General features: G+C 60.6%; 5 protein-coding genes, 2 tRNA genes, 3 rRNA genes and 1 pseudogene. 4 read left to right on the top strand and 7 right to left on the bottom strand.

The window, feature by feature from the left end:
- Positions 1 to 96: 96 nt before the first annotated feature.
- From B0G74_RS22260 to B0G74_RS22250, 3 genes and pseudogenes are all read left to right on the top strand, one after another.
- Positions 97 to 832: pseudogene (locus B0G74_RS22260) on the top strand (ABC transporter ATP-binding protein).
- Positions 822 to 3,392: an FtsX-like permease family protein gene (locus tag B0G74_RS22255; protein ID WP_132377055.1), complete on the top strand. Its 2,571-nt coding sequence runs from the start codon at positions 822 to 824 to the stop codon at positions 3,390 to 3,392. The pseudogene B0G74_RS22260 and the gene B0G74_RS22255 overlap by 11 nt, the downstream one beginning before the upstream one ends.
- A gap of 476 nt (positions 3,393 to 3,868) precedes the next feature.
- Positions 3,869 to 4,939 carry a carotenoid 1,2-hydratase gene (locus B0G74_RS22250; RefSeq protein ID WP_243658280.1) on the top strand — a complete coding sequence of 357 codons (1,071 nt, stop codon included), beginning with the start codon at positions 3,869 to 3,871 and terminating at the stop codon, positions 4,937 to 4,939.
- Between the two features lie 96 nt (positions 4,940 to 5,035).
- On the opposite strand, the gene rrf is transcribed toward B0G74_RS22250, so the two are convergent.
- The 5 genes from rrf to B0G74_RS22225 all read right to left on the bottom strand — a co-directional run bounded on the left by rrf (position 5,036) and on the right by B0G74_RS22225 (position 10,396).
- Positions 5,036 to 5,149 (bottom strand): 5S ribosomal RNA (gene rrf / locus B0G74_RS22245).
- A 201-nt stretch (positions 5,150 to 5,350) separates the two neighbouring features.
- Positions 5,351 to 8,231: ribosomal RNA gene (locus B0G74_RS22240) — 23S ribosomal RNA — on the bottom strand.
- 341 nt (positions 8,232 to 8,572) lie between these two features.
- Positions 8,573 to 8,648: transfer RNA gene (locus tag B0G74_RS22235), tRNA-Ala, on the bottom strand.
- A 73-nt stretch (positions 8,649 to 8,721) separates the two neighbouring features.
- Positions 8,722 to 8,798, bottom strand: a tRNA-Ile gene (locus B0G74_RS22230).
- Positions 8,799 to 8,865: 67 nt separating this feature from the next.
- A 16S ribosomal RNA gene (locus B0G74_RS22225) occupies positions 8,866 to 10,396 on the bottom strand.
- The 16S, 23S and 5S rRNA genes sit together here with 2 tRNA genes alongside, the layout of an rRNA operon.
- Positions 10,397 to 11,049: 653 nt before the next feature.
- Between B0G74_RS22225 and B0G74_RS22220 the strand changes: the two genes are divergently transcribed.
- Positions 11,050 to 11,994, top strand: coding sequence for a flagellar brake protein (locus B0G74_RS22220; RefSeq protein ID WP_132377054.1), 945 nt, complete (start codon positions 11,050 to 11,052; stop codon positions 11,992 to 11,994).
- Positions 11,995 to 12,029: 35 nt separating this feature from the next.
- On the opposite strand, the gene B0G74_RS22215 is transcribed toward B0G74_RS22220, so the two are convergent.
- Both B0G74_RS22215 and B0G74_RS22210 read right to left on the bottom strand, forming a co-directional pair.
- Positions 12,030 to 12,620 carry a VWA domain-containing protein gene (locus tag B0G74_RS22215; RefSeq protein ID WP_132377053.1) on the bottom strand — a complete coding sequence of 197 codons (591 nt, stop codon included), beginning with the start codon at positions 12,618 to 12,620 and terminating at the stop codon, positions 12,030 to 12,032.
- Between the two features lie 80 nt (positions 12,621 to 12,700).
- A complete protein-coding gene (locus tag B0G74_RS22210) occupies positions 12,701 to 13,756 on the bottom strand; it encodes an ATP-binding protein (RefSeq protein WP_132377052.1) in 1,056 nt (351 codons plus the stop codon).

The following is a 13,756-nucleotide window of genomic DNA, read 5'->3' as shown; positions in this document are numbered from 1 at the left end:
TTCACGGCCGATGTTCGTGCAGGAGTGCGCCGCTTTTTCGTCTGCGTTTCGCCCGCCCGGACGCCGCCCTCACCGGCCACACTTTTCGGAAACCGCATGCTTCGTGACGAAGGCGTCGTTCCCGCGCTCGAGTGCCGCGGGCTCAGCAAGACCTACGGCGCAGGCCGCATCGTGCTGGCGCAACTGGACTTCACACTCGAACCGGGTGAGTTCGTCGCGATCATGGGCGATTCCGGTGTCGGCAAATCGACGCTGCTCAATCTGGTGGCCGGCCTCGACAGCGCGGATAGCGGCGACGTGATCATCGACGGCAGCGCCGTTTCGCGTCTGGACGACAACGCGGCGACGCGCCTGCGCAGGCAGAAACTCGGCTTTGTCTTCCAGGCGTTTCACGTGCTGCCGCATCTGACGCTTGCACAGAATGTGGCGCTGCCGTTGCTGCTCAACGAACTGCCCACCGCAGCCGCGCTCGACATGCTCGCGGCGGTCGGGCTGGGCGGACGCGGCGACGATTTTCCGCGCCAACTCTCGGGCGGCGAATTGCAGCGGGTTGCGATTGCGCGGGCGCTCGTACATCGCCCGAAAACTGCTTCTCGCCGACGAACCCACGGGCAACCTCGATCCCGATACCGCGCACGAGGTGCTCGGCCTGTTCCGCGCGCAAAGCAAGGCAACCGGCGCGGCCACGATCATGGTGACGCACTCGGAAGCCGCCGCGGCCGTTGCCGACCGCATCCTGATTCTGAGCGACGGCGGCCTGCATGCTGCGCCCGGCGCAGCCGGGCCTTTCGGCTCCCGTACGCGCGCGCCTTCCGCCGATGATGTCCGCTGATTCCCGTCCTCTGCTGCGCTTGCGAGGACACCGAGTTCTCGCGCGCTGGCTGCTGGGCGCCGAATGGCGTAGTCATCGCGGACGCGCCCTGGTCGCAATCGCAACGATCGCGCTGGGCGTCGCGCTCGGTTACGCCGTGCAGTTGATCAACAGCGCGGCGTTCAATGAATTCTCCGCGGCGGCCCGCAGTCTGTCGGGCGAGGCCGATCTCCAGGTGCGCGGCGCGCAACCTTCAGTCGACGAGACCATCTATCCGCTGCTCGCCAATGAACCCGGTGTTGCGCTGGCCAGTCCGGTGCTCGCACTCGACGTCACCGTGCCCGACCGGAGCGCGGCACTGCCGGTGCTCGGCATCGACGCGTTCAAGGCAAGCCGTATTGCGCCGGACCTGATCGGCGTGCCTTCGCCGGATAAGCCGTTCGATACGCTCGCGTCAGACACCGTGTTTCTCTCGACGGCGGCCCAGCAATGGCTCAATGTGAAAGTGGGCGACGAGGTGGCGCTGCGCAGCGGCACCTCGATCGTGCGTTTGCGCGTGGCCGGTGGCATCGTGAGAACACGGCCGGGTCAGCGGCTCGCCGTCATGGATATCGCCGCCGCGCAGTGGAAGTTCGGCAAGGTGGGCAAGCTGTCGCGCGTCGACGTGCAGCTCGAACGCGGCGTCGACCGGGAGCGCTTCAGGCGCGAGCTGCAAGCGCGGCTCGGCAGCCAGTGGGTCATTGCCGAAACGCGTGACGCCGAGAGCCGCACCGATCGTCTCTCCCGCGCCTATCGGATCAATATGAATGTGCTCGCGCTGGTGGCGTTGTTCACCGGCGCGTTTCTGGTGTTTTCGACCCAGGCGCTGAGCGTCGTGCGACGCCGCGCGCAGTTCGCCATGCTGCGTGTGCTTGGCCTGACGCGTGGTCAGTTGCTGCGTCAGATCCTGATGGAGGGCGCGTTGCTGGGCCTGCTCGGCTCGCTCGCTGGACTCGCGCTCGGCTACGCGATGGCGAGCGGCGCCCTGCATTTTTTCGGCAGCGATCTGGGCGGCGGCTACTTTCCCGGCGTGCAACCGCAAGTCGGCTTCGAACCGCTCGCGACCGCGTTGTTTCTGATGCTTGGGCTCGCCGTCGCGGTATTGGGTAGTCTCGCCCCCGCACTGGAAGCGGCGCGTGCGCGGCCCGCCACGGCGCTCAAGGCGGGCGCCGAGGAAGGCGCGTTGGCGCGGCTCGCCACACCGTGGCCCGCCTTGCTTTGTCTGCTGGCCGCTGCCGTGCTCACGCAGTTGCCGCCGATGTTCGACGCGCCGATCGGCGGCTATCTGGCCGTCGCATTGCTGCTGGTCGGCGGGATTGCGCTGATGCCGCGCGTAACCGCGCTCATCTTCGGCGCGGCGAGCCGTGCTTTCGCAGCGCGAAGCCGCGCCGGCGCGGCCGGCACGCTGGCGCTGGCGCGGCTGGCGAACGCACCGGGGCATGCGTCGATCGCCATGGGCGGCGTGCTGTCGAGCTTTGCGCTGATCGTCGCAATGGCCATCATGGTGGCGAGCTTCCGGGTATCCGTCGAAGACTGGCTGGTTCATCTGCTCTCCGCCGATCTCTATGTCCGCGTGGCGCCGAACGGCGACACAGGCGGTTTGCGGTTGGACGAACAGAGCCGGCTCGCGGCCGTGCCAGGCATCAGAACAGCCGCATTTGCCCGCACTTCGCATCTGACGCTCGCCCCTGCGCGGCCTGACATCGCTGTGCTCGCGCGCGAGATCGACGCGGCCGATCCGGGCGCGAACCTGCAGATGACCGGAGCCGTGCTGTCGCCTGCTGAGCTTCACGCAGGTGAAACACCTGTTTGGGTATCCGAAGCAATGGTCGATCTATACGGATACAAATTGGGTCAGCGTGTTCGATTGCCGCTTGGTGAACGCGACCATGTGTTCGTGGTGGCCGGCGTATGGCGCGATTACGTGCGGCAGACCGGCGCCATTCAGATACGGCTCGCCGATTACCGGCGCTTGACCCGCGACACGAGTGCAACCGATGTGGCCGTCACTGTTCAGCCGGGGACGAGCGTCGAGCAGGTAGCCACGGGGCTGCGCGCACTGCCCTTCGGGGCATCGCTGGATTTGTCGCTACCAGGTGAAATCCGCGCGCGCACGCTGGTGATTTTCGATCGCAGCTTTGCGGTCACCTATCTTCTCGAAGCGGTCGCTATCGTGATCGGCTTGTTCGGCGTGGCGGCGACCTTCTCCGCGCAGACACTCGCGCGCTCGCGTGAGTTCGGCATGCTGCGGCACGTCGGCGTGACGCGCTCGCAGGTGTTCGCCGTCCTCGCGCTCGAGGGCGGCATGCTCACCGCGTGCGGCATTGCAATGGGCTTCGTGCTCGGGTTCGCGATCAGTCTGATTCTGGTGTTCGTCGTCAATCCGCAGTCATTTCATTGGAGTATGTCGCTGCACGTGCCGTGGATGGCGCTCGCCACCGTCGCGTTGGTGATGCTCGCTTCGTCGTGTTCGACGGCGGTGATCGCGGGACGCGGCGCCGTGTCGGTGGATGCGGTGCGCGCCGTGAAGGAGGATTGGTGATGCGGGCTTTGTCGCGCGAGTTGGCACGAGGGGTTATGCGGGCGGGGGCGGCGCGCTTTGAACTCGCCGGCGACGGAAGTTGGCTCGTCTTGCGGCGGCGCGAGCTGCGGATGGCGCTCGTGGGTTTGGGCGGGACCATTCGCTTCGATTTGGCCGCAAACGGCGGGTATTGCGCCGCTTTGCAACGACGCGAGTTGCGGATCATGAGCGCGGTTTTGAGCGAGAGTATGCTCGGCTATGCATCGATCGCACGCGAGTTGTCATGGATGAGATCGTGCTTCGATCTGGCTTCTGGCAACGGGCATTGCGCCGCTGTGCAACGACGTGCGGCGCGGATCAGAGGCGTGGCGTCGAGCGCGAGTATGCCGGTCTACGCGTCGATTGCGCGCGAGCAGCCATGCGAGCCGCCGGCTAAGTCCCCCCGTGTGGCTAATCGGCGCATAGCTCTGCGTATTCGCGGCTTGCTGTCTATCTGGATGCTGACTGTGTCGACCGCGTTCGCCGCGGCGCCTGAATTTGCGGCGGTCACGCCCGATCACGCGATCGCCCTGCCGCAGGACAGCGGCGCACACGCGGCTTTTCGCACCGAGTGGTGGTACGCGACGGGTTGGCTCACTACGCCGGACAATCAGCCGCTCGGTTTTCAAATCACATTCTTCCGTTCGGCAACCGGCCATGATGTCGCCGACCCAAGCGCTTTCGCGCCTTCGCAATTGATCATTGCCCATGCCGCGTTAAGCGATCCCGCGCTCGGCCATCTTGCCCACGATCAACGCATTGGCCGTCAGGGCTTTGGCCTCGCCTATGCGAAGCCGGCCAACACGGACGTGAAACTCGACGCATGGAAAATGACCCGGGCACCTGACGGTCACTACGACGTCACTGTCGACGCGACCGGCTTCTCGTTGCATCTCAAGTTGACGCCGACGCAGGCACCTTTGATTCAGGGCGAACGCGGCTATTCACGCAAAGGTCCACGGCCAGAGCAGGCGAGTTATTACTACAGCGAGCCGCAATTGCGCGTGACTGGCGGCGTGGTTCGGCCGGTCGCCGCGGGCGGCCCGTCGCATGGCGAGACTGCCGTAACGGGGATGGCGTGGCTCGATCACGAGTGGTCGAGCACGTTGCTCGACGCCAATGCTGTGGGATGGGATTGGCTGGGCGCCAATCTCGCCGACGGCTCTGCGCTGATGGCATTCAAGGTACGAAGTCGCGATGGACACGCCGTGTGGGCGCATGCGGCATTTCGCAAACCCGATGGCGGGGTAACGACATTCGGTCCCGATCAGGTCGACTTTACGCCGCTTCGCACATGGCGCTCGCCGCGCACGAACACGTCCTATCCCGTTTCGATGACAGTCAAAACCGGTACGCGGACGTGGAAACTCGATCCGCTGATGGACGATCAAGAACTCGATTCGCGGCAATCGACAGGCGCGGTGTACTGGGAAGGCGCGGTGCGGGTGAGCCGCGAAGGCGTGGATGTCGGACGGGCCTATCTGGAATTGACAGGCTACGCGAACGCGCTGCGGATGGGGAGGGATTGAGGGCGGTTTTCCCGTTCGTTCTTCGCCTGTTTTTCCGGCTGCGTAAACGCAGAAACCCCACCTTTTCGGGGTGGGGTTTCTGTTTGCTGCAGGGGAGCCTGACGATTACCTACTTTCACACGGGTAATCCGCACTATCATCGGCGTGGAGTCGTTTCACGGTCCTGTTCGGGATGGGAAGGGGTGGGACCGACTCGCTATGGTCATCAGGCATGACTGGTTGCCGCACTGCCCGCGGGGCAGTACAGCCAATCTGGAAGAAGTAGTTTCTGGTGATGCTCACCAGGGGTAAAGCGTTGGGCTGTGCTGTTTCTGGCACAACATCGATCTCAACCTGTGTGCGCCCCCCTTCGGGGGTGGGATGCGCGCAAGTGCTGAAGCACTGACGGTCATCGCAAAACACACCGGTTATAGGATCAAGCCTTACGGGCAATTAGTATCAGTTAGCTTAACGCATTACTGCGCTTCCACACCTGACCTATCAACGTCCTGGTCTTGAACGACCCTTCAAGGGGCTCGAAGCCCCGGGGATATCTCATCTTAAGGCGAGTTTCCCGCTTAGATGCTTTCAGCGGTTATCTCTTCCGAACATAGCTACCCGGCGATGCCACTGGCGTGACAACCGGTACACCAGAGGTTCGTCCACTCCGGTCCTCTCGTACTAGGAGCAGCCCCCTTCAAATATCCAGCGCCCACGGCAGATAGGGACCAAACTGTCTCACGACGTTTTAAACCCAGCTCACGTACCTCTTTAAATGGCGAACAGCCATACCCTTGGGACCGGCTACAGCCCCAGGATGAGATGAGCCGACATCGAGGTGCCAAACACCGCCGTCGATATGAACTCTTGGGCGGTATCAGCCTGTTATCCCCAGAGTACCTTTTATCCGTTGAGCGATGGCCCTTCCATACAGAACCACCGGATCACTATGACCTGCTTTCGCACCTGCTCGACTTGTCGGTCTCGCAGTTAAGCACGCTTATGCCATTGCACTATCAGCACGATTTCCGACCGTACCTAGCGTACCTTCGTACTCCTCCGTTACACTTTGGGAGGAGACCGCCCCAGTCAAACTGCCTACCATGCACTGTCCCCAGTCCGGATAACGGACCAAGGTTAGAACCTCAAACAAACCAGGGTGGTATTTCAAGGTCGGCTCCACGCAGACTGGCGTCCACGCTTCAAAGCCTCCCACCTATCCTACACAGATCGGTTCAAAGTCCAATGCAAAGCTACAGTAAAGGTTCATGGGGTCTTTCCGTCTAGCCGCGGGGAGATTGCATCATCACAAACACTTCAACTTCGCTGAGTCTCGGGAGGAGACAGTGTGGCCATCGTTACGCCATTCGTGCAGGTCGGAACTTACCCGACAAGGAATTTCGCTACCTTAGGACCGTTATAGTTACGGCCGCCGTTTACCGGGACTTCAATCAAGAGCTTGCACCCCATCATTTAATCTTCCGGCACCGGGCAGGCGTCACACCCTATACGTCCACTTTCGTGTTTGCAGAGTGCTGTGTTTTTATTAAACAGTCGCAGCCACCAGTTTATTGCAACCCCTTCACCCTTCTGGCGCAGGCCAGTCAAGCTACAGGGGCGTACCTTATCCCGAAGTTACGGTACCAATTTGCCGAGTTCCTTCTCCCGAGTTCTCTCAAGCGCCTTAGAATACTCATCTCGCCCACCTGTGTCGGTTTGCGGTACGGTCTTGTTAAACTGAAGCTTAGAGGCTTTTCTTGGAACCACTTCCAGTTGCTTCTTCACCGAAGTGAATGGCGCCACGCCCTTGAATTGCGCACCCGGATTTGCCTGAGTGCCTTCTCCAACGCAGCGACCGGGACTTCCAACACCCGGACAACCTTCCGCGATCCGTCCCCCCATCGCATTTAACAATGGTGCAGGAATATTAACCTGCTTCCCATCAGCTACGCATTTCTGCCTCGCCTTAGGGGCCGACTCACCCTACGCCGATGAACGTTGCGTAGGAAACCTTGGGCTTACGGCGAGGGGGCCTTTCACCCCCTTTATCGCTACTCATGTCAGCATTCGCACTTCCGATACCTCCAGCGCACTTTTCAATGCACCTTCGCAGGCTTACGGAACGCTCTCCTACCATGCATATAAATATGCATCCGCAGCTTCGGTATATTGCTTAGCCCCGTTACATCTTCCGCGCAGGACGACTCGATCAGTGAGCTATTACGCTTTCTTTAAAGGATGGCTGCTTCTAAGCCAACCTCCTGACTGTTTTAGCCTTCCCACTTCGTTTCCCACTTAGCAATATTTGGGGACCTTAGCTGGCGGTCTGGGTTGTTTCCCTCTTGACACCGGACGTTAGCACCCGATGTCTGTCTCCCGTGATTGCACTCTTCGGTATTCGGAGTTTGCTATGGCGTAGTAATCCGCAATGGACCCCACAACCATGACAGTGCTCTACCCCCGAAGGTGATACACGAGGCACTACCTAAATAGTTTTCGGAGAGAACCAGCTATTTCCAGGTTTGTTTAGCCTTTCACCCCTATCCACAGCTCATCCCCTAACTTTTCAACGTTAGTGGGTTCGGACCTCCAGTACGTGTTACCGCACCTTCATCCTGGCCATGGATAGATCACCTGGTTTCGGGTCTACACCCAGCGACTGAACGCCCTGTTCGGACTCGCTTTCGCTACGCCTGCCCTAATCGGTTAAGCTTGCCACTGAATGTAAGTCGCTGACCCATTATACAAAAGGTACGCCGTCACCCCCTTGCGAAGGCTCCGACTGTTTGTATGCATGCGGTTTCAGGATCTATTTCACTCCCCTCCCGGGGTTCTTTTCGCCTTTCCCTCACGGTACTGGTTCACTATCGGTCGATCACGAGTATTTAGCCTTGGAGGATGGTCCCCCCATCTTCAGACAGGATTTCACGTGTCCCGCCCTACTTGTCGTACACCCAGTTCTTCCTCGCTGTTTTCGTCTACAGGGCTATCACCTGCTATGGCCGCACTTTCCAGAGCATTCGACTAACAGTACGGATAAAGAGTACAGGCTGGTCCCATTTCGCTCGCCACTACTCTGGGAATCTCGGTTGATTTCTTTTCCTGCGGTTACTTAGATGTTTCAGTTCACCGCGTTCGCTTCGCATGACCTATGTATTCAGTCATGGATGACCCATACGGGCCGGGTTTCCCCATTCGGATATCGGTGGATCAAAGCTCGTTTGCCAGCTCCCCACCGCTTTTCGCAGGCTACCGCGTCCTTCATCGCCTGTGATCGCCAAGGCATCCACCACATGCACTTGTTCGCTTGACCCTATAACGGGTGTGTCTCCTGCATGATCCACGGGGAATCATGTGCTCGCCACAATCGCTACAGGTTGAGTATTCGTGTTGCGCCGTATTCCAAAGCAATCTTTCGATCACCTTTAAAATACATTGATACAATCACAACCCTGATTCACCTACTCACACACCCATCTCTAAGTATGCTTTCGTGAATCTCTTTACTACTTCTTCCTGATTGTTAAAGAACGACAGCCGATATCGCAGTTGCTATAACCGCGTATCACTCTGACTGGCTCAATCGCCAATGCCTGTTTCACTACACCGCAAACCCCTTTCAGGGTCCGCCGCAGTAAAACCGGCATTGAGGATTGGTGGAGGATGACGGGATCGAACCGACGACCCCCTGCTTGCAAAGCAGGTGCTCTCCCAGCTGAGCTAATCCCCCAGTCATACACAGATAAACTCTCTATGCGCACGGCATACCCCGGGATCATCGATCAGCACACCAGACAAGACTTTGGTGGGTCTGGATGGATTCGAACCATCGACCCCCGCCTTATCAAGACGGTGCTCTAACCGACTGAGCTACAGACCCCTGAGTCTGTCCTGATTTCACAGCCGATAAGCGTGAGCGCTCAACGCGGTTGACACGTCAGCTCGAGAAAGGAGGTGATCCAGCCGCACCTTCCGATACGGCTACCTTGTTACGACTTCACCCCAGTCATGAATCCTACCGTGGTGACCGTCCTCCTTGCGGTTAGACTAGCCACTTCTGGTAAAACCCACTCCCATGGTGTGACGGGCGGTGTGTACAAGACCCGGGAACGTATTCACCGCGGCATGCTGATCCGCGATTACTAGCGATTCCAGCTTCACGCACTCGAGTTGCAGAGTGCGATCCGGACTACGATCGGTTTTCTGGGATTGGCTCCCCCTCGCGGGTTGGCGACCCTCTGTTCCGACCATTGTATGACGTGTGAAGCCCTACCCATAAGGGCCATGAGGACTTGACGTCATCCCCACCTTCCTCCGGTTTGTCACCGGCAGTCTCCCTAGAGTGCTCTTGCGTAGCAACTAGGGACAAGGGTTGCGCTCGTTGCGGGACTTAACCCAACATCTCACGACACGAGCTGACGACAGCCATGCAGCACCTGTGTTATGGCTCCCTTTCGGGCACCCCGGCCTCTCAGCCAGGTTCCATACATGTCAAGGGTAGGTAAGGTTTTTCGCGTTGCATCGAATTAATCCACATCATCCACCGCTTGTGCGGGTCCCCGTCAATTCCTTTGAGTTTTAATCTTGCGACCGTACTCCCCAGGCGGTCAACTTCACGCGTTAGCTACGTTACTAAGGAAATGAATCCCCAACAACTAGTTGACATCGTTTAGGGCGTGGACTACCAGGGTATCTAATCCTGTTTGCTCCCCACGCTTTCGTGCATGAGCGTCAGTATTGGCCCAGGGGGCTGCCTTCGCCATCGGTATTCCTCCACATCTCTACGCATTTCACTGCTACACGTGGAATTCTACCCCCCTCTGCCATACTCTAGCCCGCCAGTCACAAATGCAGTTCCCAGGTTAAGCCCGGGGATTTCACATCTGTCTTAGCGAACCGCCTGCGCACGCTTTACGCCCAGTAATTCCGATTAACGCTTGCACCCTACGTATTACCGCGGCTGCTGGCACGTAGTTAGCCGGTGCTTATTCTTCCGGTACCGTCATCCCCCACGGGTATTAACCACGAGGTTTTCTTTCCGGACAAAAGTGCTTTACAACCCGAAGGCCTTCTTCACACACGCGGCATTGCTGGATCAGGCTTTCGCCCATTGTCCAAAATTCCCCACTGCTGCCTCCCGTAGGAGTCTGGGCCGTGTCTCAGTCCCAGTGTGGCTGGTCGTCCTCTCAGACCAGCTACAGATCGTCGCCTTGGTAGGCCTTTACCCCACCAACTAGCTAATCTGCCATCGGCCGCCCCTGTAGCGCGAGGTCCGAAGATCCCCCGCTTTCATCCACAGATCGTATGCGGTATTAATCCGGCTTTCGCCGGGCTATCCCCCACTACAGGACACGTTCCGATGTATTACTCACCCGTTCGCCACTCGCCACCAGGATTGCTCCCGTGCTGCCGTTCGACTTGCATGTGTAAGGCATGCCGCCAGCGTTCAATCTGAGCCAGGATCAAACTCTTCAGTTCAAACCTGTTACTGTTTTCGGTTCATTTACGAACCGGTCGCTCACTCAACGTACTGACGATGATTTGATTGCTCAAACCTTCCTCTAATACTGTGTGAGACTTGATACTTTCGCTTGGTCGACAGACCCCGAAGGATCCACCTCGCGTCGCGCATCAAGCGCCCACACTTATCGGCTGTTAATTTTTAAAGATCGGTTACGCATTCACTACCGGACCGGCACCGCGCGTCGTCAACCTCACAACTACCCGGCACCGCTTCGTTCTGCGTCGCTGCATCAGCAGCAGAGAGACGAGATTATGGAGAGCGAGCGACAGGTCGTCAACCCCCTTCGCGCAATATTTTTCAGAAAGTTGAGAGACACCGAAACAGACCACCACTACAACGCCGTCAAATTAGTTAGCCATCCGATCTAATTGGCCGATCATGAGGCAATCGTGCTCGCGACGGCCAGACAGCAATCCGCGACCGCACCTCCCCGCTGCCAACCAGCCAAACCAGCCTCCGTACCATATAGAGAGCCACGAGACCCATCCGGCGCACACTCGAAAGAAGCGCCGCAAGAACTGGAAAGCCGGCCGCGCCGCTAAAACCTAAAGTTTCCCTCTCGCCAGCCGTCAACCAAGATATCCTGTCACTTAAATGGCCGCCGACCATGGATAACCCAGTTGAGGAACACGTCGAGGAAACCTCACTCGCAGCCCAAATGCCAGCTCTGAATCCGGAGAAGGTGCCGGTAGGCACGCCTCTCGACTGGCCGATCGTCGACGCCGACGGCACGCTCCTTTTCGCCAGCGGCACCATCCTCGCAACCACGGACGAGCGCAAATTCCTGTTCGGGCACTTCCGTCCGCAGCGCGGCGACCTGGTGGGCGCGGCCGCGCAACCGCCGCTCCCGGCAGAGCCACAAGCGGACCCCAACGGCGAACTGACGCTCAAGGACATGCATCTGGAAATCGGTGCATTGATCGGTGTGCGCTCGCAGCTCGGCAGCGGCGCGCCCATGCATCCGTGCCGCATCATCGGTTTCGCGCCGAATCTTTCGCTCTTCGTCACTCCGCCGATGCACGAAGGCCGCATGCTCCCGCTGGGCGTCGGCGAAAACATCGAAATCGTCGCGATCGCCAGCCATGCGGTGTTTCGTCTCGTCTGCACGATCGAAGCGATTTGCCGCACGCCGTTCGACTACGTCGTGCTGTCGAAGCCGGGCGTGATCCGCCGCCTGCGCGAACGCAAGTCGATCCGCGTCCGCGCGCACCTCGCAGTGCGTTTCGGCATCGGTCAAAGCGGGGAATCGTATGAGGGCCTCGGACTCGCGAAAGGCATCAGCGCACTCGGCATGTCGCTGGACGCCTCGTGGACGCTGGGCGCCGTCGGCGACCGCTTGCGCGTTGCGTTCCGCCTGAAATCGAAGGATCTCGACACGGAGATCGAAACCACGGCGGTGATCCGCAACGTGCAGAAAGGCGGCGGCCCCGGCGAGCCTTCGACTCACGGGCTCGAACTCGATCAGCTCGACGCGTCCCAGCAGATGGCGATGAAAGTCTTCGTGTTCGACCGCCAGGACGACGTGGTGTATTGGTCGAGCGGTCTGAAATAAGCGCAGGCCCGCGAGCGAAACACCTCACGCGCCGCTCAGCCCATCAGTTCTTCCGGCGTGAAACGCCGCGCGCCCCACGCATCGGCGAGCATTTCGCAACGTCCCAACCGGATCGCCTCGCGCTCGAAATCGACGAATACGACTTCGTCCACATCGAGCGGCCGCACCGGCATATCACGCGTGCGACCATCGGTCAGAATCCACAACCAGCGTTGCTGCCCGGGCTTGCGGCGCGCGCTGCGCTCCAGCAGTTCGGTTGCTCGCCGGACGCCCGCCGTCAACGGCGTGCCGCCTCCGCCGCCCACGGGCCTCAGCCACCGCTCGTTCCACCAGCGGGGCACAGCTGGGCCGAAACGCACATCCGCACCGGCGCCACCGAAACAGACCAGCGCCGCTTCGGCACGCGCGGCGCTCGCGCGGTCGAACAAGGCGATCAGCAGTCCCTTGGCGAGCGCGAGGCGCTGCCCGGCCAGCATGGAGCCCGAGCAATCGAGTACGAAGCAATGCAGCACACCGCCGCGCGGCGCCTCGCGCACGAAACGCAGATGCTCGGCGCGCAGCGCGTCCTGGCGCATCGCGGCGAGTGTCGGCGGCCAGTCGATGCGCTTGCGCGGTTCCCCGCTCAAGCGGCCGCGCCCACCCACGCCCGCGCCTTGCCGCCATCGAAAACCGCTGCGCGAGTCAGCGGCGGCGCCCTTCCGATGGCTCAGCGTTTTTTTACGCTAAGCGGTATGACGCCTTTGACGTGCGTGGTCCCGGCCGGTTCGGGCGCGAGGTAGCCCCAATCGCTATCGCCGGTAGCGGCGGCCGGCGGCGCATTTCCTTCCGCAGATGAAGCACGGCTATCGGAAGAAGCCTCCCGCTCGGCGTCACGCTTACGCGCATCGCCTTCGGCCTGCGACTCCCGAACATGGCGCCGATGAACCAACACCGCCTCGGCCACCCGATCGACATGCTCGGGCGTCACCGCGGCCGCCTGTTCGAGCGCCGCCAACGCGCGCGCCGCGCGCAGCATCACGAGATCGGCGCGCAGGCCATCCACGGCGGCGCCGATGCACAGCTCGCTGACATGCGCATGCACGGCGTCGTCGAACGCGAGTTGCGGCAGCGCTTCGCGCGCCGCTCGAATCTGCTCGATATAAGCCGCCTGCTGCTGCGCATAGTTCGCACGAAAACCCTGTGGATTCAGATCGAACGCCAGCCGTGCCTTCACGATCGCCTGACGCACGCGCGGCTCGAAGCAGTTCTGCAACTCGACCATCAGGCCGAAACGGTCGATCAATTGCGGCCGCAGTTCGCCCTCTTCGGGATTCATCGTGCCGATCAGCACGAAGCTCGCGTCATGGCTATGCGACACGCCATCGCGCTCGACGGTATTTACGCCGCTCGCAGCCGCGTCGAGCAAGGCATCGACGAGTGCGTCGGGCAGCAGATTGATTTCGTCCACATACAGCACGCCGTGGTGCGCTTTCGCGAGCAGACCGGGCGAGAACCGCACCGAGCCGTCGCGCAACACGGTTTCGATATCGAGCGTGCCGATCAAACGATCTTCGCTGGCGCCAAGCGGCAGATTCACCAGTTGCCCTTGCGGCAACAACTCAGCCAGCGCGCGCGCCGCGGTCGATTTCGCCGTACCGCGCGGCCCCGTGACCAGCACGCCGCTTAAGCCCGGATCGATGGCGGCCAGCAGCAGCGCCTGCTGCAACGGCGCCTGCCCGATCAGCGCGGCAAAGGGAAAAGCCGGCCGCGCGGCGCCCCGCAC

The organism is Paraburkholderia sp. BL9I2N2 (genome assembly GCF_004339745.1).
Lineage (GTDB): Bacteria > Pseudomonadota > Gammaproteobacteria > Burkholderiales > Burkholderiaceae > Paraburkholderia.
This window is presented reverse-complemented; position numbering and strand designations above follow the sequence as displayed.

Coding starts and splice junctions, on each gene's coding strand:
- B0G74_RS22255 (WP_132377055.1), top strand. CDS start 822: ATGTCCGCTGATTCCCGTCCTCTGCTGCGCTTGCGAGGACACCGAGTT.
- B0G74_RS22250 (WP_243658280.1), top strand. CDS start 3,869: ATGCTGACTGTGTCGACCGCGTTCGCCGCGGCGCCTGAATTTGCGGCG.
- B0G74_RS22220 (WP_132377054.1), top strand. CDS start 11,050: ATGGATAACCCAGTTGAGGAACACGTCGAGGAAACCTCACTCGCAGCC.